Origin of the sequence: Micromonospora sp. NPDC049374 (genome assembly GCF_040677165.1) — a bacterium.
In the GTDB taxonomy this organism is placed as follows: domain Bacteria; phylum Actinomycetota; class Actinomycetes; order Mycobacteriales; family Micromonosporaceae; genus Micromonospora.
On the sequence record NZ_JBFAQH010000006.1, the window covers coordinates 344,961 to 365,272 of the forward strand.

At 71.9% G+C, this 20,312-nt stretch carries 22 protein-coding genes; 13 read left to right on the forward strand and 9 right to left on the reverse strand.

The annotated features are described in order from the left end of the window. Positions 1-35: 35 nt before the first annotated feature. From AB0J93_RS13640 to AB0J93_RS13655, 4 genes are all read right to left on the reverse strand, one after another. Positions 36-395 carry a hypothetical protein gene (locus AB0J93_RS13640; protein ID WP_363921564.1) on the reverse strand — a complete coding sequence of 120 codons (360 nt, stop codon included), beginning with the start codon at positions 393-395 and terminating at the stop codon, positions 36-38. 150 nt (positions 396-545) lie between these two features. Further along, positions 546-779, reverse strand: coding sequence for a hypothetical protein (locus tag AB0J93_RS13645; RefSeq protein WP_363921478.1), 234 nt, complete (start codon positions 777-779; stop codon positions 546-548). Between the two features lie 81 nt (positions 780-860). After that, positions 861-1,334: a large conductance mechanosensitive channel protein MscL gene (mscL, locus tag AB0J93_RS13650; protein WP_363921480.1), complete on the reverse strand. Its 474-nt coding sequence runs from the start codon at positions 1,332-1,334 to the stop codon at positions 861-863. A gap of 38 nt (positions 1,335-1,372) precedes the next feature. Beyond that, entirely contained in the window at positions 1,373-2,056 is a 684-nt protein-coding gene (locus tag AB0J93_RS13655) for an FCD domain-containing protein (protein WP_363921482.1), read from the reverse strand. A 50-nt stretch (positions 2,057-2,106) separates the two neighbouring features. Here AB0J93_RS13655 and AB0J93_RS13660 point away from each other — a divergent pair, with 50 nt between their 5' ends. Further along, positions 2,107-3,513, forward strand: a complete 1,407-nt coding sequence (locus tag AB0J93_RS13660; RefSeq protein WP_363921484.1) for an MFS transporter — start codon at positions 2,107-2,109, stop codon at positions 3,511-3,513. 10 nt (positions 3,514-3,523) lie between these two features. On the opposite strand, the gene AB0J93_RS13665 is transcribed toward AB0J93_RS13660, so the two are convergent. Then, positions 3,524-3,880, reverse strand: a complete 357-nt coding sequence (locus AB0J93_RS13665) for an STAS domain-containing protein (protein ID WP_093403921.1) — start codon at positions 3,878-3,880, stop codon at positions 3,524-3,526. Between the two features lie 164 nt (positions 3,881-4,044). Here AB0J93_RS13665 and AB0J93_RS13670 point away from each other — a divergent pair, with 164 nt between their 5' ends. The 6 genes from AB0J93_RS13670 to AB0J93_RS13695 are packed head-to-tail and all read left to right on the forward strand — an operon-like array spanning position 4,045 to position 9,630. After that, positions 4,045-4,905 carry an STAS domain-containing protein gene (locus AB0J93_RS13670; protein ID WP_363921487.1) on the forward strand — a complete coding sequence of 287 codons (861 nt, stop codon included), beginning with the start codon at positions 4,045-4,047 and terminating at the stop codon, positions 4,903-4,905. Then, positions 4,905-5,321 (forward strand): STAS domain-containing protein, encoded by a 417-nt coding sequence (locus AB0J93_RS13675; protein ID WP_363921489.1) that lies wholly within the window; start codon positions 4,905-4,907, stop codon positions 5,319-5,321. The genes AB0J93_RS13670 and AB0J93_RS13675 overlap by 1 nt, the downstream gene beginning before the upstream one ends. Further along, complete coding sequence (locus AB0J93_RS13680; protein WP_363921491.1) at positions 5,318-5,737, forward strand: ATP-binding protein; 420 nt, start codon at positions 5,318-5,320, stop codon at positions 5,735-5,737. The genes AB0J93_RS13675 and AB0J93_RS13680 overlap by 4 nt, the downstream gene beginning before the upstream one ends. After that, positions 5,725-6,747 carry a SpoIIE family protein phosphatase gene (locus tag AB0J93_RS13685; RefSeq protein ID WP_363921493.1) on the forward strand — a complete coding sequence of 341 codons (1,023 nt, stop codon included), beginning with the start codon at positions 5,725-5,727 and terminating at the stop codon, positions 6,745-6,747. Before AB0J93_RS13680 ends, AB0J93_RS13685 begins: the two co-directional genes overlap by 13 nt. After that, positions 6,744-8,093 (forward strand): sensor histidine kinase, encoded by a 1,350-nt coding sequence (locus tag AB0J93_RS13690; RefSeq protein ID WP_363921495.1) that lies wholly within the window; start codon positions 6,744-6,746, stop codon positions 8,091-8,093. The genes AB0J93_RS13685 and AB0J93_RS13690 overlap by 4 nt, the downstream gene beginning before the upstream one ends. 1 nt (position 8,094) lies before the next feature. Then, a complete protein-coding gene (locus AB0J93_RS13695; protein ID WP_363921497.1) occupies positions 8,095-9,630 on the forward strand; it encodes a SpoIIE family protein phosphatase in 1,536 nt (511 codons plus the stop codon). 21 nt (positions 9,631-9,651) lie between these two features. Here the strand turns inward: AB0J93_RS13695 and AB0J93_RS13700 are convergent, their stop codons facing one another. Next, a complete protein-coding gene (locus AB0J93_RS13700; protein ID WP_363921499.1) occupies positions 9,652-10,437 on the reverse strand; it encodes an AraC family transcriptional regulator in 786 nt (261 codons plus the stop codon). 31 nt (positions 10,438-10,468) lie between these two features. On the opposite strand from AB0J93_RS13700, the gene AB0J93_RS13705 reads away from it, so the two are divergent. The 4 genes from AB0J93_RS13705 to AB0J93_RS13720 are packed head-to-tail and all read left to right on the forward strand — an operon-like array spanning position 10,469 to position 13,754. Continuing rightward, on the forward strand, positions 10,469-11,041 hold the full coding sequence (locus tag AB0J93_RS13705) for a TIGR03086 family metal-binding protein (protein ID WP_363921501.1): 573 nt from the start codon (positions 10,469-10,471) through the stop codon (positions 11,039-11,041). A gap of 57 nt (positions 11,042-11,098) precedes the next feature. Continuing rightward, on the forward strand, positions 11,099-11,635 hold the full coding sequence (locus AB0J93_RS13710) for a PadR family transcriptional regulator (protein ID WP_363921503.1): 537 nt from the start codon (positions 11,099-11,101) through the stop codon (positions 11,633-11,635). Next, positions 11,632-12,333 carry an ABC transporter ATP-binding protein gene (locus AB0J93_RS13715; protein WP_363921505.1) on the forward strand — a complete coding sequence of 234 codons (702 nt, stop codon included), beginning with the start codon at positions 11,632-11,634 and terminating at the stop codon, positions 12,331-12,333. The genes AB0J93_RS13710 and AB0J93_RS13715 overlap by 4 nt, the downstream gene beginning before the upstream one ends. Then, a complete protein-coding gene (locus tag AB0J93_RS13720; protein ID WP_363921507.1) occupies positions 12,330-13,754 on the forward strand; it encodes an FtsX-like permease family protein in 1,425 nt (474 codons plus the stop codon). The genes AB0J93_RS13715 and AB0J93_RS13720 overlap by 4 nt, the downstream gene beginning before the upstream one ends. 30 nt (positions 13,755-13,784) lie before the next feature. Here the strand turns inward: AB0J93_RS13720 and AB0J93_RS13725 are convergent, their stop codons facing one another. Together AB0J93_RS13725 and AB0J93_RS13730 are read right to left on the reverse strand one after the other, a co-directional pair. Continuing rightward, positions 13,785-14,447: a response regulator transcription factor gene (locus AB0J93_RS13725; protein WP_363921509.1), complete on the reverse strand. Its 663-nt coding sequence runs from the start codon at positions 14,445-14,447 to the stop codon at positions 13,785-13,787. Beyond that, positions 14,435-15,724, reverse strand: a complete 1,290-nt coding sequence (locus tag AB0J93_RS13730) for a sensor histidine kinase (protein WP_363921511.1) — start codon at positions 15,722-15,724, stop codon at positions 14,435-14,437. Before AB0J93_RS13730 ends, AB0J93_RS13725 begins: the two co-directional genes overlap by 13 nt. A 133-nt stretch (positions 15,725-15,857) precedes the next feature. On the opposite strand from AB0J93_RS13730, the gene AB0J93_RS13735 reads away from it, so the two are divergent. Beyond that, complete coding sequence (locus AB0J93_RS13735; RefSeq protein WP_363921513.1) at positions 15,858-16,538, forward strand: DUF998 domain-containing protein; 681 nt, start codon at positions 15,858-15,860, stop codon at positions 16,536-16,538. 20 nt (positions 16,539-16,558) lie between these two features. Here the strand turns inward: AB0J93_RS13735 and AB0J93_RS13740 are convergent, their stop codons facing one another. Continuing rightward, on the reverse strand, positions 16,559-18,655 hold the full coding sequence (locus AB0J93_RS13740; protein ID WP_363921515.1) for a S9 family peptidase: 2,097 nt from the start codon (positions 18,653-18,655) through the stop codon (positions 16,559-16,561). Between the two features lie 82 nt (positions 18,656-18,737). Between AB0J93_RS13740 and AB0J93_RS13745 the strand changes: the two genes are divergently transcribed. Continuing rightward, on the forward strand, positions 18,738-20,084 hold the full coding sequence (locus tag AB0J93_RS13745; protein ID WP_363921517.1) for an FAD-binding oxidoreductase: 1,347 nt from the start codon (positions 18,738-18,740) through the stop codon (positions 20,082-20,084). The last annotated feature ends 228 nt before the right edge of the window (positions 20,085-20,312 follow it).

Consider the following 20,312-nt stretch of genomic DNA (forward strand, 5'->3'; position numbering starts at 1 on the left):
GTTGGTGGGCGGGTGGGGGTCGGGGTGTGGGTGGGTTAGGCCTCTGGGGGGAGGGTGGTGGCGGGGGTGTTGAGGGTGACTTCGGTGGGGGTGACGGTGGAGATCTGGTCGGCGAGGACGTAGACGGCGCCGGTGGGTACCAGGTCGGTGGAGACCTTCAGGTAGCCGGTACGCAGCAGGCGGGCGGCGAGATCCGCCGGCACGTCCGGTTCCTCCACGGTCGCGGATTCGATCAGTTCGTCCAGGCTGCTGCCCGGGTCGGTGGTCGGTGCCTGCACGGTCACCGCGTTCGGGTCGCCGCGTTGGACGAGGTCCACGGTGCCCACGTCGACGCCGGCCGAGTCGACCACCCGCATGCCGGTGGTGACCCGCGAGAGGGTTGTCCGTTGATCGATGCCCTGCTGCTCCATGCTCGCGCGGTTCCCGCCCCCCACTCCCCCTAAACCCTCCCCACCCCACCCCTCCCGCCCAGCCCTCGGCCCCAGTCCCTGTTGATCAAGAAGTTTAGGTCGGGAGCCGCGCGAACTCCGACCAAAACTTCTTGATCAACCCGAGCGGGGGCGGGGGGTTAGTTCGCGCCAGGTGTCGGTGCCTTGGAGCAACGCGCGGATGGTGTCCTCGGCCTCGTCGACGGTGTCGTACTCGTAGAACCGGGAGACGCCCTCGGCGCCGCCGGCCCGCTGCTCGACGAACCATCGGTCGGCATCCGCCCGGAGGAAGACGTCCCGCCGGGCCAGTCGCCCCCATTTCCCGTTCCACCAGTGCTTTCGCTGCTCCATGGCGGGACTCTATCGAACATTTGTTCGACACAAGACGGCCCCTGCGGGATTCCCACAGGGGCCGATGTGCGGTTGCCGGATTCAGCGCGCCGCGGGCGGTTCGTCCCGGCGGCCGAGCACGTCGTCCAGGGCGCCGCGCTGCTGCGCCGGGGTGGTCCGGCCGGCGGCGACGAGTGCGTCCCGGATCTCGGTGAGCAGCTTGACCTCCTCGCTCGGTGCGGCCGGCGGCGGCTCCTCGCCCCGCTGGCGACGCTCCGCCAGCCGGTTCATCGGGTAGACCACGAGGAAATACAGCGCAGCGGCGGTCAGCAGGAAGGTGATCAGCGCGTTGACGAAGGCGATCCAGTCGAAGGCGATGCCCCGGAACTCGGGCGCAGTGCCGGCGAGGCCCTTGTCGCTGCCGGTGATGAGCAGCACGAAGACCCGGATCAGTGGTTCCAGGAAGGACTTGGTCAGCTGGGTGACCACGCCGGTGAAGGCGGCACCGATGACGACGCCGACCGCGAGGTCGACGACGTTGCCGCGCATGATGAAGTCTTTGAAGCCCTTGAGCATCCGTACTCCCGAGGTGTCCCGAATCCGTCGGGGACAACCTATGCCCGGGGCGCGGGCTCCAGAAAAGCGGCGGCCTCCCGGGCGGCCAGTTCCGGATCGCCGGCCCTGATCGCGGCCACCAGCCGGGCGTGGTCGACGTGCCGTTCCGGCGTCAACGCGTCGCCCATGGCCTGGGTGAGCGTGCTGCGCATCGCGGTGCCGACCGAGGCGTACAGCTCGGCGAGCATGGCATTGTGTGCCGCCGCGACCACGGCGGTGTGCAGCGCGGCGTCGGCCGCCACGAAGTCGGCGACCCGGCCGCCGCGCCAGGCCGCCTCGCGGGCGGCGAGCGCGTCGTCGAGGGCGGCCAGGTCCTCGGGGGTACGCCGCCGCGCGGCGAGCCGGGCGGCCTCCACCTCGAAGGCGCGGCGCACCTCGATCACCTCGGTCATCCGGTCGTCGGTGAGTCGGCGGGCCACCACCGGGGCGAGTTCGTCGGTGGAGAGCACGTAGGTGCCGGAGCCCTGGCGGCATTCCAGCACCCCGGCGTGGGCCAGGGCGCGGACCGCCTCGCGCACCGTGTTGCGCCCTACGCCGAGTGTCTCGACCAGTTGCGGCTCGGTCGGTATCCGGCCGCCCACCGGCCACTCGCCGTCCATGATCCGTTGCCGGAGCTGGGCGATCGTCTCCCGGACCCGCCGGCCGCGCGGCGGAACCGGGGTGGAATCGACTGCGGGTGGCACTGGTTACAACCTCTCGCCGGAATTCATCCCATGATTGTAGGTTCGAGGTCATGCCCCCGTCACCCCCTGGCATCCCCGCCGTCCCGACGAACGCGGTCAGCCGCCAGGCCATCCCGACGGGCGCGGTGGCCGGTCATGGCGTCTCGACGGACGCGGTCACCGGTCAGGGCGTCCCGACGGGCGCGGTCACCGGTCAAGGTGTCCCGACCGTCGAAGTTGTAGCGGATGAGGGGTCCCCGGGCGCGGTCAGCCCGGCCGGCGGCGCGGCTTCGACCGCGTCCCGCGCCAACGCGGGATGGCTGGTGCTGGCCGGGATGCTGCTGGTGGCGCTCAACCTGCGGGCCGCCGTCACCAGTCTCGGCGCGCTGCTCGACGAGGTACGCGTCGGCCTGGCCCTCTCCGGGACGATGGCCGGCTTCGTCACCACCCTGCCCACCATCGCGTTCGCCGGGCTCGGGGCGGCCACCCCGTGGCTGGTCCGCCGGTTCTCCCCGGCCAGGCTGCTGGTGCTGGCGATGCTGGCCCTCACCGTCGGGCAGGTGCTGCGGGCGGTCACCGGTTCCGCCGTGGTGTTCCTGCTCACCAGTGCGCTCGCGCTGGCCGGGATCGCGGTGGCGAACATCCTCCTGCCGATGCTGGTGAAGCAGCACTTCCCGCACCGCACCGGGCTGGTCACCGGGGCGTACACGATGGCGCTGACCGTGGGCACGACGGTGGCTGCCGCCTCCGCGGTGCCGGTGGCGCACGCCTTCGGCAGTTGGCGGGCCGGGCTGGGTGTCTGGGCGGCAATGGCGGCGGTGGCCGTGCTGCCGTGGCTGCCGGCGGCCCTGCGCGGTCGCACCGCTGCACGGCGCAACGGCACTGCCGCCCGGTCGCGCGTGCGGCCGGGACGTACCCGGCTCGGCTGGGCGATGGCGGTCTACTTCGGGGCCCAGTCGCTGAGCGGGTACGCGATCATGGGCTGGTTGGCCCAGTTGTTCCGGGACGCGGGTTTCCGCCCGCAGGACGCCGGGCTGCTGCTCGCCGGAGTGACCGCGCTCGGCGTGCCGATCGCGCTGCTGATGCCGACGCTGGCCGGCCGGCTGGGCAGCCTGCGGCCGTTGGTCTTCGCGCTGACCGCCGCCTCCAGCCTGGCGTACCTGGGTCTGGCGTTCGCGCCGCGCGGCGGGGCGCTGGTGTGGGTGGTGCTGCTGGCGTTCGGCCAGGGCGCGTTCCCGCTCATCCTGGCCACCATCGGGCTGCGGGCCCGCACCGCCGACGGCACGGTCGCGCTGTCGGCGTTCGCGCAGAGCACGGGTTACGTCATCGCCGCGTCGGGTCCGCTGCTGGTCGGGATCCTCCACGAGGCGACCGGGGGATGGCTGGCGCCGATCGGCTTCCTGCTGGTCGCCCTGGCCGTGCAGACCTGCGCGGGCGTGCTTATCGCTCGCCCCCGCTACATCGAGGACGAGCGTTGAGTCGTCGGGGTCAGGAGGAGGCCGGCGTCGGATCGCCGGCGACCGCCTGCTCGACGGTGGGATACGTGTGCAGCACCTCGACCAGGCCACTCACCTCCAGGATCCGCAGCACGCCGCGCTGTGGCGCGGCGAGTCGGACCACTCCGCCGGCCTCGTCGCAGCTGTTCTTCGCGCGGACGAACACCGACAGACCGGTAGAGTCACAGAACGAGACGTCCGACAGGTCGAACACGAGGCGACTGCGCCCCTTGTCGAGCAGGTCGGTGATCTGGTCCTGCAACTGCGGTGCGGTGGCCATGTCCAACTCGCCAGCGACCGACACGACGACCACGTCACCGCGCTGTTCCGTGTGCACCGTCAAGGACATTCGCCAGACCTCCTGTTTATCGGTGGAACGGTATCCCACTCGGGCCGTCGTACGCAGAACGGGAGCAGGATCAGGTGGCCACCGTCATTCCGTTGCTCTGCGGCAAGTAGTTCGTCGGACCCCGGTGATAGAGTCCGGCCGGTCCAGGTCTAGGGGGTATTGCCATGGCGCTCAGCGCTGACGAGAGCGTCCGGTTGGGTGAGCTGCTGACCAGCCGGGCCGAGCGGGTCACCCAACGGTGGACCGAGACCATCGCCGGGCAGTTGCGGGGCCGGCTCAGCCAGGCCGAGCTGGTCCGGCAGGTGCAGGAGCTGCACCGCGCCCTGGTCGACGCCCTCAGCAAGGGCGCGGTCGACCTGAACGTCGAGGAGGCCACCGAGCTGCGGGCCGTGCTCGCCGAGTTCTCCCGTGGGCAGGCTCGCCAGGGCTTCTCCGCCACCGAGACCGCCACCGGCGTGTTCGCTCTCAAGGAGGCGCTGCTCAGCGCGCTGGGGGCCGACCAGAGTGTCGAGACGCTGCGCGACTACGTCGCCTTCTCCGCGCTTGTCGATCAGATGGGCCTGTTCACCTTCGAGACCTTCGTCCGCACCCGGGAGAGCCTGATCGCCGACCAGGCCGAGCAGTTGCTGGAGCTTTCCACCCCGGTGGTCAAGCTCTGGGAGGGCGTGGTGGCGGTGCCACTTGTGGGCACGCTCGACTCGGCCCGCGCCCAGGTCGTGATGGAGCGGCTGTTGCAGACCCTGGTCGACACCGGCTCGCCGTACGCGATCATCGACATCACCGGTGTGCCGGCGGTGGACACGCAGGTGGCCCAGCACATCCTGAAGACCGTGGTGGCCGCCCGGCTGATGGGCGCCGACTGCATCATCTCCGGCATCCGGCCGCAGATCGCGCAGACCATCGTCGCGCTCGGCATCGAGTTCGGTGACATCGCCACCAAGGCGAGTCTCGCCGACGCGCTGCGGCACGTCCTGCGGCTCACCGGGGTCGAGACCTCCCGCCGCCAGTCGCGTCGGGAGGCGTGATGGAGCGGGTGCCGATCCTCAAGATCGGCGACATCCTGCTGGTTTCCATCCAGGTCGACATGTCCGACCAGACGGCCGTCGCGCTCCAGGAGGACCTGGCCGAGCGGATCGTCGCGACCGGCTGTCACGGCGTGATCATCGACATCACCGCGCTGGACATCGTCGACTCCTTCGTCGGTCGGATGCTCTCCACCATCGCTTCGATCTCCCGGGTGCTCGACGCGGAGACGGTGGTCGTGGGCATGCGCCCGGCCGTCGCCATCACCCTGGTCGAGCTGGGGCTGTCACTCAACGGCATCCGTACCGCGCTGAACGTCGAGCGGGGGATGGAACTCATCGCGATCGACCGGGCCGACGACGACCACCACGACGATCCGGACGACGATCCGGTCCCAGAGCCGACGGCGTCACCGTGACCAGCGGGGTCGACCTGGGCCGCCCCCAGACGCAGTCGGTCGGCAGCGACGAGGACGTCGTACGCGTCCGCCAACTGGTGCGTACCGCAGCCGTGGCGGTCCGGCTCTCCCTGGTCGACCAGACGAAGGTGGTCACCGCGGCCAGTGAACTTGCCCGCAACACGCTCGTCTACGGCGGCGGCGGGACGGTCGAGGTGGCCGCCATCGACAACGGTCGGCGACCCGGCATCAGGGTCGTCTTCGCCGACTCCGGTCCCGGCATCGCCGACCTGGATCTCGCGCTGACCGACGGCTACACCACCGGTGGTGGTCTCGGCCTCGGCCTCAGCGGCGCCCGCCGACTGGTCGACGAGTTCGACATCCAGACCGCGCCCGGTCAGGGCACCCGGATCACGATCACCAAGTGGTCCCGGTGACCGCCGAGCCGGTCGCCGACCGGGGCACCTGGTTCCGGGTGGAGAACGGCAGCGCGGGCAGTGCCGTACGGCGGGCCGCCGAGCGGCTGGGCGACCAGCTGGGCCTGCCCGCCGCGCGGATCGCCGACCTGGCCATCGTCGCCGCCGAGCTGACCAGCAACCTCATCAAGCACGCCGACGACGGGTTGCTGCTGCTCCGGCCGGCACGCCACGAGCTGGACGCCGGCGTGGAGATGATCGCGGTCGACACCGGTCCGGGCATGGCCGACCTCGCCGACTCCGCCCGCGACGGGCACTCCACCGCCGGCACCCTCGGCATCGGTCTGGGCGCGATCGTCCGGCAGGCAAGCTGGTTCGACGCGTACTCGCAGCCGGGCCGGGGGACGGTCATCGCCGTGCGGGTCTTCGCCGGCCCGGATACCGCCGCGTCCTGGGTCGGCGGGCTGACCCGACCGTTGACCGGGGAGACGGTCAGCGGGGATGGTTACGCGGTCCGGATCGTGGGCGACCGCCGTCAGGTGTTGGTCACCGACGGTCTGGGGCACGGGCCGCTGGCCGCGGCGGCCACCGACGCGGCGCTCGCCGCCTTTCGGGACGCCCCGGCGGCATCGCCGGCCGAGGTGGTCGGTCACCTGCACCGGGCGATGTCGCACACCCGGGGGGCGGCACTCGCCGTGGCCGAGCCGGACCCGGCGGCCGGCGTGCTGCGCTACGCCGGGCTGGGCAACATCACCGGCGTCGTGGCCAGCGGTGACGGTCGGCGTCGTGGTCTGGTCTCCCTGCCCGGCATCGCCGGGCACCAACGACCGGTGATCCGGCAGTACGACTATCCCTTCGAGGCCGGTGGCCTGCTGGTCATGCACACCGACGGCGTGGTCGACCGGTGGCAGCTCGCCGACTACCCGGGTCTGGCCGGGCGGGCACCCCTGGTGGTGGCCGCCACCCTGCTGCGCGACGCCGGCCTTCGGCGCGACGACGCCGGGGTCCTGGTCGCGAGGTCCTGGTCATGACCACGACGTCGTTGCTGCAGATGGCACTGCGGGTGGAGCAGGACATCTTCGTGGTCCGCCAGCGTGGCCGGGAGGTCGCCGCCGCGGTCGGACTGGAGCATCAGGACCAGGTCCGGATCGCCACCGCGTTGAGCGAGGTCGCCCGTGACCTGCTGCGGGCGGTCGGCGGGGCCGACGTGGTGTTCGCCGTTGCCGACTCGCCGGACGGCCGCCGTCACCTGCGTGTCGACCTCACGCCGGTGGCGCCCCTGCCAGGTGGGCGGTACGAGCCGGAGTCGGGCGCGGTGGCACGCCTGGTGGACACATTGAGCGTGCTGACGGTTCAGCGGGATACGGTCGTCAGGATGTCACGACGGGTTCCGGCCACCGCCCGGACGCTCACCACCGAGCGTCTGGCGGAGTTGCGCGCCCAGCTCGGCGAGAGCGCCCCGGGCACCGCCGAGGAGGAACTCGCCACCCAGAACCTCCAACTGATCAACGCTCTGGACGAGGTACGCAACCAGCGTGACGAGCTGGCCCGGCTCAACGAGGAACTGGAGCAGACCAACCGGGGCGTGATGGCCCTCTACCAACAGCTCACCGACGAGTTGGAGGCGACAAACCAGGGCGTGGTGGCCCTCTACGCGGAGCTGGACGAGAAGTCGGCGCAGCTACGCGCGGCGAGCGAGTCCAAGAGCCGCTTCCTGGCCAACGTCAGCCATGAGCTGCGGGCACCGGTGACCGCGATCATCGGGCTGGCCCGCCTGCTCGGCGACTCTGCGTCCGACCCGCTGACCACCGAGCAGGAACGCCAGGTGGGGCTGATCCGTTCCTCGGCGTCGGATCTGCTCACGCTGGTCAACGAGCTGCTCGACCTGGCCAAGGCGGAGTCGGGCCGGATCGAGCCGGAGTGGTCCGAGGTGGACCTGCGGGCCGTCTTCGGACAGCTGCGCGGCACGCTGCGGGCGTTGCCCGCCGCCGACGGTGTCGAACTGGTGGTGGAGGAGCCGGCCACGGCGGCCACGGTGCGCACCGACGAGGTGCTGCTCGCCCAGGTGTTGCGCAACCTGCTGCACAACGGCCTGAAGTTCACCACGGTGGGCGAGGTCCGACTGCGGGCCGAACGACACGGTGACGGTTGGCGCCTGACCGTCTCCGACACCGGGCCGGGCATCCCGTCAGAGTTGCATGATCGGGTGTTCGAGGAGTTCTACCAGGCGCCTGGCCCGGCCCGGGTCGGCGGCACCGGCCTCGGCCTGCCGTACGCCCGGCGGTTGGTGAATCTGCTCGGCGGCACTCTCGAGCTGGCCAGCGAACCGGGTCGAGGCAGCACCTTCACGGTCTGGCTGCCCGCGGACGGGACGTGACGTGGACGGCGCGGCGACAGTGCTGGTGGTCGACGACAGTCGGACCAAGCGCTACCTCCTGGTGAACTGGCTGACCCGAGCCGGCTTCACCGTGCTGGAGGCGGAGACGGGTGGCGAGGCGCTGAGCCGGGTCGGGGTGGACCCGATCGACCTGGTCGTGCTCGACGTCCGGCTGCCGGACCTCAGCGGCTTCGAGGTCTGCGAGCGGATCAAGTCGGCGCAACCGGCGCTGCCGGTGATCCACGTGTCCGCGCACGCCGTCGACACGAACGACCGGACCCAGGGGTTGACCCGAGGAGCGGACGCGTATCTGGCCGAGCCGATCGAGCCGGAGGAACTGGTCGCCACCGCCCAGTCGGTGTTGCGGTACTACCAGGCCCGGCGGCGAGCCGAACTGCTCGCCGAGCGGCTCACCGGGCTGGCGGACACCACCGTCGCGGTGCACGCCGCGCCGAGCTTCACCAGATTGCTTCAGGCGGCGGCGGCCGGCGCCGCGGAGATCTTCAAGAGCCCCGCCGCGGTGGTCGCCGAGACCTTCGACGGAGACTGCCTCGCCGGGGTCTGTGCCGGGCCCGGCAGCGAAACCCGCGTGGTGACCTGGGTCGTCGACGACACCGGGGTGCCGACCGGTGCCACCGTCGTGGTGCAGGAACCGGACGGTTGGTCGCTTGTCGACTGGCCGGCCGGCGACACCGTCACGGTAGCCGCCGCCCGGCTGCGCGAGGACCGCGCGCCGCTCTACGTCGTGGTGCCCACCGCGACGCAGACCGCGCGTACCCCGGTGCTGGTCCAGCTCGCCCAGGCGGTGGCCTCCGCCGTGGAGGCGCAACGCTCCTTCGACGAGGAACACCGGATCGCGGTGACGCTGCAACGCAGCCTGCTGCCGCGTCAGATTCCGCAGATCACCGGCCTCGACCTGGCCGTGCGCTACGAACCGGCCAGCGCCCAGACCGAGGTGGGTGGCGACTTCTACGAGCTGGTGATGCTCGACGGTCACCTGCTGCTGGCCATCGGGGACGTGGCCGGTCACTCCCTGCACGCCGCCACCGTGATGGCCGAGCTGCGGCACGCACTGCGGGCGTACGCGGTGGAGGGGCACCAGCCGGGCGAGATCCTGCACCGGGTGAACGAACTGATGCGTACGCTGCTGCCCAGCGAACTGGCGACGATCTGCGTACTGCTGCTGGAGCCGACCACCGGACACGTCCGGCTGGCCAGCGCCGGTCACCTGCCCCCGTTGATCATTCAGGACGGTAAGGCGGAGTACGTACACCATGCCGCGCCGCTGCTGGGGGTGCGTGCGCCCCGCCCCGCCGACCTGGAGTTCGTGCTGCCGACCGGGGCAACGATGGTCTTCTACACCGACGGTCTGATCGAACGGCGGGACGCCACCATCGACGACGGACTGGCCGCCCTCGCGACGTGTTCCGCCCAGGTCGACGACGATCTCGACCGGTACTGCGAGCGGCTGCTCGTCGAACTGGCCCCGGACGAGATCCAGGACGACGTCGCCGTGGTCGCCCTCCGCCGCCGCTGAGCTGCGACGCCTGCGGTAGCGCTAACGCCGACTCTGTGCGTACGCGGTGGGAGAGACGCCGGTCGTCGCGGTGAAGTCGCGTACCAGGTGGGCCTGATCGCTGTAGCCGAGTTCGGCGGCGAGCCCGGCCCAGTCGAGCGGCCCGTCCGCCGCCCGTTCGATCGCCTCGTGCAGCCGGTAGCGGCGGATCACCCACTTGGGGCCGACCCCGACGTGGGTGAGGAAGAGCCGCTGCAACCGGCGGACGGACACGCCGTGTTCGCGGGCGAACTCGTCGACCCGGCGTACGTTCCGGTCGGTCCGGATCGTCTCGACCAGGCGCATCACCTCGTCGTTGACGGGATCTGGGCGGGGTGCCCAGCCGGTCAGCAGCGCGTTCAGCGCCTGGCAGCGTTCGGCGTCCGTACCGGCGCAGACCGCGTGATCGGGTACGGCACCGGGGAGCGGCTGCCGTCGGCCGGTCAGCTCGGCGACCGACCGCCGCCAGAACGGATGGAAGCCGCCGGGCCGGAACTGCACGCCGCTGACCCGCCCGGAACCGGTGAGGGTGATCGAGAAGAGTTCCTGACCGACGCCGGCCAGCTCCGCGCGTTCCGGGTCGTCACCGTCGCGTTGAAACACCACGTTGACCGCCGGATGCGGGACGACCCGCTGCTCGAACGGTTCGCTGAGGTCCCAGTCGATCAGCCAGTAGTGCTCCACCCAGGGACGTAGCGCAACGGCGGGCAGGTGCCGTCGGAACTGCACCCACCGCTTCATCCGGGCCGGGTCGAGGATGCCCCGGCTGTCGCGGCGCGGCTGTCGCATTTGTTCAAGACCGCCCTCATACGCTGCCCCTATGGCAACACAGACTAGCGACCTGCTGGCGGCTGCCGCGCCGCGAACCGTGGCGGTGGTCCGCCAGATCACCGATGACCAGCTCGACCTGTCCACCCCCTGCCGGGACTATCAGGTCCGTGACCTGCTGAACCACCTGTACGAGGTGGTGGTCAACTTCCAGGCCCTCGCCGGGCGTTCGCCGGTGACCTGGGCCGACAAGCCGGACCATCTCACCGACGGCTGGCGGGACCGGTTCGAGACCGAGACCCGCCGGTTGGTCGAGGCGTGGTCGGACCCGGCCAGTGAGCAGGGCGTCTCGCCGGGGATGGGGATGCCGCAGCGGGTGGTGGGTGCGATGGTGCTGCTCGACCTCACCGTGCACGGCTGGGATCTCGCGGTCGCCACCGGTCAGGCGTACGAGCCGGCGCCCGAGGCGCTGCCCGCGCTGCACGAGTTGCTCGCTCAGCTCGCGCCGACCGCCCGGCAGATGGGCGTGTTCGCCGAGGCGGTGCCGGTCGACGACACCCTGCCGGAGCTGTCCCGGCTGCTCGGCATGACCGGCCGCGACCCCGCCTGGTCACCGGTCGGCTGAACGACGACACACCGGCGCGAGCTTGACGCCACTATTCACTGAGTGAATAGTGGCCTGGTGTCCACACCGCACCTGCTGCTGGGGCTGCTCGCGACCGGCACCATGCACGGGTACGAACTGAAGCGGGCCCACGACACGCGGCTGCCGCAGGCCCGCCCGCTGGCGTTCGGGCAGGTCTACGCCACGCTGGGTCGGCTGCTGCGGGACGGGTTGGTGGCGTCGACCGGGCCGGAGCGCCTCGCCGGCCCGGACCGGACGGCGTACACGCTTACCGAGCAGGGGCGGGCCACGCTGGACCAGTGGTTGAGCGGCGTCGAGCCACCGATGCCGTACGTGAACAGTCCGCTGTTCGCGAAGGTCGTGGTGGCGCTGCTGGTCGCCGACGTGGACCGGGCGCGGGCGTACCTCGTCGCGCAACGGCGCGCACACACCGAGCGGCTGCGTGAGCTGACCGCGCTGAAGACGGCCCCGTCGGCCACCGTCGACGACATCGTGGCGGCCGACTACGCCATCGCCCATCTCGACGCCGACCTGCGGTGGCTGCACACCACCCTGGACCGGGTCGCCGACTGGCACCGGGAGGTGCACTCGTGACGCAACTTCAGGCTCGCGGTCTGGTGAAGGCGTACGGACCGACACCGGCACTGCGCGGCATCACCCTCGACATCGACGAGGGGGAGATCGTGGCGGTGACCGGGCCGAGCGGCTGCGGCAAGTCCACCCTGCTGCACTGCCTCGCCGGCATCCTGCGGCCGGACGCCGGCGAGGTGAGCTGGCGGGGGCACCGGCTGGACACCTGGTCCGAGGCGGCCCGATCCCGGCTGCGGCGTACCGAGTTCGGGGTGTTGTTCCAGTTCGGTCAGCTCGTCCCCGAGCTGACCGCGGCGGAGAACGTCGCCCTTCCGTTGTTGCTCGCCGGCACGGGGCGGCGAGCGGCACGGACGGCGGCGCTCACCTGGTTGGCACGCCTCGGCGTGGCGGAGTGCGCCGACGTACGCCCCGGCGAGATGTCCGGCGGTCAGCAGCAGCGCTGCGCCACCGCCCGGGCACTGGTCACCGAGCCACGGGTGCTCTTCGCCGACGAGCCGACCGGTTCGCTGGACACCCTCGCCGGGGAGCAGGTGCTCACGCAACTGGTCCGGCTGGCCCGGGAGCAGCACACAAGCGTCGTCCTGGTCACCCACGAGCCACGGATCGCCGCGTACGCCGACCGTGAGGTGGTGCTGCGCGACGGCGTGATCGACCACACCGGCCTGGGCCTCGACGCGCCGTTGGCCGGCGGCTCCCGGTGAACCTCGCGACCCTCACCAGGCTGGCGCTGGCCGGCAACCGCACCGACGCCGCCCGGGTGGCGTTGACCGCGCTGAGCGCTCTGCTGGCCAGCCTCGCCGGGCTTGCCGCCCTGACGGTGCTGGCCATCGAGAAACCGCCGGGTGACGCGTGGCAGCAGTCCGAGCAGTACGTCAGCGCGCTGCTCAGCCAGCCGGGGCTGCGCGGCGGGACGGCGTTCGCGCTGGTGCTGCTGACCATCCCGGTACTGGCCCTGGCCGGACAGAGCGCCCGGCTGGGTGCGCCGTCACGTGATCGACGGCTCGCCGCGCTCCGGCTGGCTGGGGCGACCCCCGGTCAGGTGAGCCGGATCGCCATGCTGGAGACCGGGTTGGCCAGTCTGGGCGGCACGCTGGTCGGCCTGGCCACGTACCTCATCGGGAGGTCGGTGCTGCACCGTCCCGACGCCAACGGCCTGCTGGCGCTGCCCACGGACGTGCTGCCGCCGGTGTCGGCGATGGCGGCGGTGGTACTCGGGCTTCCGGTGCTCGCCGCGGCGGCCACCGCCCTGATGCTCCGCAGGGTGGTCACCACGCCGCTCGGTGTGGTCCGCCGGGCCGGTCGCACCGGGTCGCCTCGGCCGTGGCCGGCGCTGCTGATCGGGCTCGGCGTGCTGGCGGCGGCGATGATCGAACAGATCCAGTGGGCCCTGCAGGGTGCCGGCCTCGAATGGCTGGCCCTGATCGCGCTGTTCGGCATCTTTGGCGCGGTGATGGGAGTGATCTTCGGGGTCGGCTGGATCTCCCACCTGGCCGGGCGGACGCTGCACCGGTTCGCCCGACGTCCGGCCGCGCTGCTGGCGGCCCGCCGACTGACCGACGACCCCTGGGCCAGCAGCCGCACCTTCGCCGCCCTGCTGGCCGCGTTGATCATCGCTGGCGGCGCGGCGGCCTTCCGCGCCTCGTTCCGGCTCCGGGCAGAACTCGAACAGGAGCAGAACCGGCAGGCCAGCTTCGGCGGCGACGGCTTCTACGACCCCTTCTACCTCGACACCATGGATCTGGTCGACCTCGCGGTGGCCGTGGCGGTGGTCATCGCCGCCGCCGGGCTGTTCGTCACCCTGGTGGAGGGGATCGTCAGCCGCCGCCGGGCGTACGCCGCCCTGGTGGCGACCGGGGTGCCCCGGGCCACCATCGGCACCTCGATCGTCTGGCAGGTGCTGACCCCTGTGGTGCCCGCGGTGCTGTTCGCGCTCGGCGTCGGGTACGCCATCGGTCTACTGCTCACCGGCGGGGTCGGTCGGGGCGGCCCTCAGCCGGACGTACCACTGGGGCAGTTGGCGTCGCAGGGTGCCGGCGCGATCGTCGCGGTGCTGCTCGTGGTGGGGTTGGGGGTGCTCTTCCTGCGCTCCAACACGGCGATGGAGGAACTGCGGGCGACCTAGCGCGGTGCACAAGGACACTCGCGCTGGCGGTCAGCTGGCGTTCGCCCGCAGGTAGGTCAGGGTTGCCAGCACCCGGCGGTTGGTGTCGTCGTCCGGTGGCAGGCCGAGCTTGGCCAGAATGTTGCCGATGTGTTTGCCCACCGCCGCCTCGGTGACGTGCAGTCGGCCGGCGATCGCCGCGTTGGACCTCCCTTCGGCGACCAGCACCAGCACCTCCCGCTCGCGGGCGGAGAGGTCGGCGAGCGGGTCGCGGGGGCGGTGCAGCAGCCGTCGGACCACGTCCGGATCGACCAACGTGCCACCACCGACGACGGTACGCAGGTTGTCGACGAACTCGGTGACCTCGGCGATCCGGTCCTTGAGCAGGTAGCCGACCCGGCGGCCGTCGGCGCTGGCGAGCAGCGCGGAGGCGTACTCGGGCTGCACGTGCTGGCTCAGCACCACCACGGCCAGGCCGGGATGCTCGGCGCGCAGCTCCACCGCCGCGCGTAGCCCGTCGTCGCGGTGCCGGGGCGGCATCCGGATGTCGGTCACCACCAGCTCCGGCCGGTGGGTCCGGACGGCATCCACCAGCGCGGGCGCGTCGCCGACGGCGTCGAGCACGTCGAAGCCGAAGCGGGCGAGCAGGGCCACCAGTCCCTCCCGCAGCAGCACCTCGTCCTCGGCGAGCACGACCCGGGTCACGCCCTGCACGGTAGCTCCACCCGGACGACAGTGGGGCCACCCGCCGGGCTGGCCAGCAGCAGGCGGCCCTCGGCGGCGGCCACCCGGTCGGCGAGCCCGGTCAACCCGCTGCCCCGGGCCGGGTTCGCGCCGCCCCGGCCGTCGTCGCTGACCTCGACGACCAGCCCGGTGCCGGTGTCGGTGAGCCGGACCTCGGCGCGGGTTGCTTCGGCATGCCGGGCGACGTTGCCGAGTGCCTCCGACACCACGAAGTACGCCGTGGTCTCGACCGTCTCGGGCACCGCGCGGCGCAGGTCGGCGTGCACCTCGACGGGAATTGTCGCCTCGTCGGCGAGTTCCCGGACCGCACCGGCCAACCCCAGGTCGGTGAGGCTCTGCGGGCGGATCCCCTGGACGATCTGCCGGAGCAGCACCATCAGCCCTTTCGCCTGCTCGTGCGCCACGGCCAGCGGCCGGGCGGCCGGCGAGTCCTCCGGAACGTCCAGCCGGGCCAGGCCGATCTGCAGGCTGAGACTGGTCAGCCTGGGATGAGCACCGTCGTGCAGGTCACGTTCGATGCGTCGGCGTTCGGCCTCGTACGCGTCCACCAACCGGGCGCGCGACCGGGTCACCTCGCGCAGCGCGAGGCCGTCCGGAGCAGTGCGGAGCAACCACCGCGCGACGGTGCCCTGCGCCATGGCGAGCGCCCCGGCCGCGTACCAGAGAACCGGCACGAGCAGCACCCCGACGATCGCGTGCGGGATCGCCTCGACCGCCGTGTCCGGGCTTGCCCAGAGCAGGACCACCTCGTCGCCGCCGGCGACCACGAACGGACTGACGATCAGGACCGCGTCCAGCAGCACCACCATGGTGAACAGCCAGTACACCGCCGGGACCAGGCCACCGAGGACGAACAGGTAGGCGGCCTCCCGCCAGGCGGTGCCGGTGCTGTATCGGGCGGCGAGACCACGCCAGGGTGCCGCGGGTAGCGGCCGGTTGTCGACCAGGCCGAGCCGGTAGCGTTCGACCGCCGCCACCGGCACGCTGATCAGTGGTGCCAGCGCCACAATGATCAAGGCACCGACGGTCAGGAAGACACTGAGCGCCAGCGGCACCGGCCGGCCCTGCCGAGCCGCGTTCGTGGCGGCTACCAGTGGCGCCAGCAGAACGAGCAGCCCGAGTGAGAGCACGCCGGCCAGCGGTACGCTTGTGAACAGGTACGCCAGGGCACGCCACGGCCAGCCGGTCAGCAGATAGCGGGGCCGCCGCAGGGCCTGGGCGAGGTGGGTCGGTGCGGCTGAGGTCATGCCGCCGACGCTAGCGATCCGACCAGGGCTGACCCAGCCCGCTGGACACCGTCTCCCGGGTATGGCCAGCACTACCTCGTTCCTCGGCGCAGCGGTAGTGCGCCCGCACCGCGGGATCGACTGAAGTGGACGCATGCCTGTGCATCGTCTGGGCTCCTACGCCCTGCTGCTCGCCGCGCCGCTGTTCGCCGCCGGGATCGCGGTGACCGCACGGGGATGGCGGCAGCCGCCGTACGACTGGCGTACCCACAACATCAGCGACCTCGGGAACGTCACCTGTGGCCTCTGGGACAGCAGCCGGCCGCGCCCGATCTGCTCGCCGTGGCATCCGCTGATGAACGGCACGATGATCGCGACAGGGTTCCTGATCATCGCCGGTCTGCTGCTCAGTTGGTCGATGCTCGGCCGTGGTGCGGCCGTACGGGCCGTGCAGCTCGCCGCACTGGCCGGTGCCGGTGGATATGTGTTGGCTGGCGTCTACCCGGCGGATGTCGACGAGAATCGGCACTTCCTGGCCGCGCTGCTGGTGTTCGGTGCGGGCAACGGAGCGCTGCTGCTCGCGGCGCTGCCACGGCGGTCGGCGGTGCTCGGCCCGGCCCGTCGGGTCAATCTCCTGCTCGGTCTGACCGGGGCGGCCGGGACGCTGCTCTTCCTCGGGCAGGTGGATCTCGGCTTCGGCGTCGGTGGGCTGGAACGGGTGGCCGTGCTGCCGTTTCTGCTCTGGACGGTCGTGATCGGCAGCGGGCTCAGCCCTCGTCCCGATGCGGAGCGGGAGGCCCGGCCCGGTGTCTCGGCGACGCCACCGCGTCCCTGAGACACCAGGCCGGTCGACGGTCAGGCGCGGCCGAAGCGGTCCAGGGTCCAGGCGTTGATGAACGCCTCCTCCCGCCAGGCGTCGTAGCGCCCGCTCGGCCCGCCGTGACCCGCCTCCATCTCGGTCTTGAGCAGGTAGTCACCCTGCGGCGCGACCGCCCGCAGCCGTGCGATCCACTTCGCCGGCTCGTGGTAGAGCACCCGCGTGTCGTTGAGGCTGGTCATCGCCAGGATCGCCGGGTAGTCCAGCGGGGCCACGTTCTCGTACGGGGTGTACGACTTCATGTACGCGTACACCTCCGGGTCGGCGAGCGGGTTGCCCCACTCCTCCCACTCGGTGACGGTCAGCGGCAGCGACGGGTCCAGGATCGTGTTGAGCGCGTCCACGAACGGCACCTGCGCGACGATGCCGGCGAAGGCGTCCGGCGCCAGGTTGGCCACCGCGCCCATCAGCAGCCCACCGGCCGAGCCGCCCCGAGCGACCAGCCGGTCCGGCGCCGTCCAGCCCGCCTTGGCCAGGTGTCGGGCGCAGGCCACGAAGTCGGTGAAGGTGTTCTTCTTGGCGAGCATCTTGCCGTGGTCGTACCAACGGCGCCCCAGTTCGCCACCGCCCCGGATGTGCGCCACCGCGAAGATCACCCCACGGTCCAGCAGGGACAGCCGGCCGACCGAGAACCACGGGTCCATGCTCGCCTCGTACGAGCCGTAGCCGTAGATGACGCAGGGCGCCGAACCGTCCCGGGGGGTGCCCCGCCGGTAGACCAGCGAGATCGGCACCTTGGTCCCGTCGTCGGCCAGTGCCCAGTCGCGCTGCTGCTCGTAGTCCTCCGACCGGTACACCTGACCGTCCGGCCCGGGCAGCACCGGACGCTGGCGCAGCAGCGTCATCTCGCGGGTGACCAGGTCGTAGTCGTACACCGAGTCGGGCGTGACGAGCGAGGTGTAGCGCAGCCGAAGCCGTCCGGTGCGGTACTCGGGGTTGGCGTCCAGACCGACGGTGTGCAGTGGCTCCGGGAACTCGATGTCGTGGGCGTCACCGCCGCCGACCGGCAGTACCCGCAGCCCGGTCAGGCCGTTGCTGCGTACCGAGACGACCAGGTGGTCGGCGAAGGCGTCGACCGACTCCAGCCGGGTACCCGGGGAGTGCTCGATCAGCGGCACCCAGTCGCCCGGGGCGTCGGCCGAGGTGTACGCGAGGGCGAAGTCCTCGGCGTCGTCGTTGTGCAGGATCAGGAACCGGTGACCGTGGTGCTCCACCGAATACTCGACACCCTGCCGGCGGGGCGCGATCACCGCCGGCTCGCCCGTCGGATTTCCGGCCGGGATCACCCGCACCTCGCTGGTGAGCTTGCTGGCGATGTCGATGAGGACGAACCGCTCCGAGCGGGTCAGCTCGACCCCGACCCAGAACCGCTCGTCGTCCTCGGTGTGCACCACCACGTCCTCGGCGGCGGCGGTACCGATGACGTGTCGCCAGACCCGGTTGGGTCGCCACGCCTCGTCCACCGTCACGTAGAACAGCACCGAGGCGTCGGCGGACCACGCGGTGCCGTAGAACGTGCCGGGAATCTCGTCGGGCAGCAGCTCACCGGTGCTGAGGTCCTTCACCCGCAGGGTGAACCGCTCGTCGCCGGAGAAGTCGGTGGAGTAGGCCAGGTAGCGTCCGTCCGGGCTGACGTCGAAGGCACCGAGTGAGAAGAAGTCGTGCCCCTCGGCCAACTGGTTGCCGTCCAGCAGCACCTGCTCCCCGTCGAGCGGGGCACCGTCGGCGCTGATCGGCGGGGTGGTCTCGTCGGTGCGGACCGCCCGACGGCAGTGCACGCCGTACTGCTGGCCCTCGACGGTGCGGGTGTAGTACCAGTGCTGTCCCTTGCGGGTCGGCACCGACAGGTCGGTCTCCTGGGTACGCCGCCGGATCTCCTCGAACAGCTCCGTACGCAGCCTGGACAGGTGCGCCGTCCGGGCCTCTGTCCAGGCGTTCTCGGCGTTCAGATAGTTGATCGTTTCCGGATCGTCCTTGGTGGCGAGCCAGGCGTACTCGTCGACGACGGTGTCGCCGTGGTGGACGCGTTCGGTCGGCACCCGCCTGGCCGCGGGAACGGGGGTCTCGGTGGTCACGGCGCCACGTTACCGGCCGTAGCGGCATGTGGCGCGGTGCAATTCCACCTCCGATCGTTCGAACACATGTACGATCGCCGGCATGGTGCCACCCCGTTCCGCCGGTGCGTCCGGTGTCCGCGACATCACCCGCCGACTGACCGAGATCTGCGGTCCGCGCTTCGCCCGCCTCGCCGGTCCCGCCGACGAGGTGGCCGGGAGCACCGCCCGCTGGGTGGCGGTTCCCGGCGGTCCGCACGCCGCCGCGCGGGTGCTGCGGCTCGCCGCCCGGCACGACCTGAGCGTGGTGCCCCGAGGGGCCGGCACCAAGATCGACTGGGGTGCGCCGCCCGAACGGGTCGACATCATGCTCGACACCGGGCGACTGGCCGGCATCGGCCACCAGCCGCCGGATCGGGGCACGGCCGAGATCGGTGCCGGTACGCCGCTGCGCGCGGTACAGGCCACCCTGGGGCGCACCGGCCGGCGGCTCGCGTTGGACGCCCCCTCACCCGGCGCCACCCTCGGTGGGGTGCTGGCGGCGGACGAGGCCGGCCCGCTGCGTCACCGGCACGGGACCGCCTGCGACCAGCTCGTCGGCCTGCGTTACCTGGACGCCGACGGTGAGCTGGCCGAGGCGGGCGGTGGTGCGGCCGGGCTGGCCGAGGCGCGGCTGCTGTGCGGCTCGGAGGGAGCGCTCGGCGTGCTGGTCAGCGCGACGCTGCGGGTGCAGGCGGTGCCGGCCGCCCGGGTCTGGGTGACCCGTCCGGTGTGGACCCCGCTGGAGGTGCACGATCTGATCCGGGCGCTGCTCGCCGCCCGGCTCGACCCGGCCGCGATCGAGCTCGATCTGCCGGCGAGTACCGGCTGTCGACCACGGCGGGACCGCCGCGCCGAGTCGATGGCGCTGCACCCGTCGATGACCGGGCGCGCGCCGACCGGCCCGGCGGGCACCGGCTCGCTGGTGGTGCTGCTGGAGGGCGGCCCCGCGGAGGTGGCGGAGCGCACCGACCGGTTGGTCGGTCTCTTCGGCTCCCGCGCGGCGGTCGCCCGGACGGCGCCCCCGTGGTGGCGCAGCTACCCCTTCGCCCCCGGCGACACCGCCTTGCGACTGGAGGTGCCGATGACCGACCTGCACGCCGCCGTCTACGCCCTACGCGACGCGGCCGGTGGGCCGGTGCCGGTACGCGGCTCGGCCGGGCTCGGCGTAGTGCACGCCGCCCTGCCCGGCGCGATGGCACCGAGCCGGGTCGCGTCGATCCTGGCCGCAGTGCGTGGCGTGCTCCTCGCCCGACAGGGCCGGTGCGTGGTGCTCGCCGCCCCGCCGGCCGTCCGCCGCACCGTCGACCTGTGGGGCGAGCGCGCCGACCTGGCCCAGCTACGCGCCGTCAAGCAGCACCTCGACCCGACCCACCGCCTCGCCCCCGGCCGCCTCCCCGGCGGCCTCTGACCCACCCCCACCCAGCCCTGCGCCGACCACCCCAGCCCCGCGCGGACCACTCCAGCCCTGCGCGTGGACCACCCGAGCCCTGCGCGGACCACTCCAGCCCTGCGCGGACCACTCCAGCCCTGCGCCGACGCTTCTATAGAGCCTGTTTCTGATCTATGTGGCTGGGCTCGTGGTACGGGTACGAGCGTGGCGGCGGGTCATCTGGAGGATCGCGGCCCAGTAGATGAT

What these genes read in the sequence shown, in the direction of transcription:
- AB0J93_RS13700 (WP_363921499.1), bottom strand. Translation starts at nt 10,437, where the DNA reads ATGCGACAGCCGCGCCGCGACAGCCGGGGCATCCTCGACCCGGCCCGG.
- AB0J93_RS13660 (WP_363921484.1), top strand. Translation starts at nt 2,107, where the DNA reads ATGCCCCCGTCACCCCCTGGCATCCCCGCCGTCCCGACGAACGCGGTC.
- mscL (WP_363921480.1), bottom strand. Translation starts at nt 1,334, where the DNA reads ATGCTCAAGGGCTTCAAAGACTTCATCATGCGCGGCAACGTCGTCGAC.
- AB0J93_RS13690 (WP_363921495.1), top strand. Translation starts at nt 6,744, where the DNA reads ATGACCACGACGTCGTTGCTGCAGATGGCACTGCGGGTGGAGCAGGAC.
- AB0J93_RS13735 (WP_363921513.1), top strand. Translation starts at nt 15,858, where the DNA reads ATGCCTGTGCATCGTCTGGGCTCCTACGCCCTGCTGCTCGCCGCGCCG.
- AB0J93_RS13705 (WP_363921501.1), top strand. Translation starts at nt 10,469, where the DNA reads ATGGCAACACAGACTAGCGACCTGCTGGCGGCTGCCGCGCCGCGAACC.
- AB0J93_RS13675 (WP_363921489.1), top strand. Translation starts at nt 4,905, where the DNA reads ATGGAGCGGGTGCCGATCCTCAAGATCGGCGACATCCTGCTGGTTTCC.
- AB0J93_RS13665 (WP_093403921.1), bottom strand. Translation starts at nt 3,880, where the DNA reads ATGTCCTTGACGGTGCACACGGAACAGCGCGGTGACGTGGTCGTCGTG.
- AB0J93_RS13745 (WP_363921517.1), top strand. Translation starts at nt 18,738, where the DNA reads ATGGTGCCACCCCGTTCCGCCGGTGCGTCCGGTGTCCGCGACATCACC.
- AB0J93_RS13645 (WP_363921478.1), bottom strand. Translation starts at nt 779, where the DNA reads ATGGAGCAGCGAAAGCACTGGTGGAACGGGAAATGGGGGCGACTGGCC.
- AB0J93_RS13670 (WP_363921487.1), top strand. Translation starts at nt 4,045, where the DNA reads ATGGCGCTCAGCGCTGACGAGAGCGTCCGGTTGGGTGAGCTGCTGACC.
- AB0J93_RS13730 (WP_363921511.1), bottom strand. Translation starts at nt 15,724, where the DNA reads ATGACCTCAGCCGCACCGACCCACCTCGCCCAGGCCCTGCGGCGGCCC.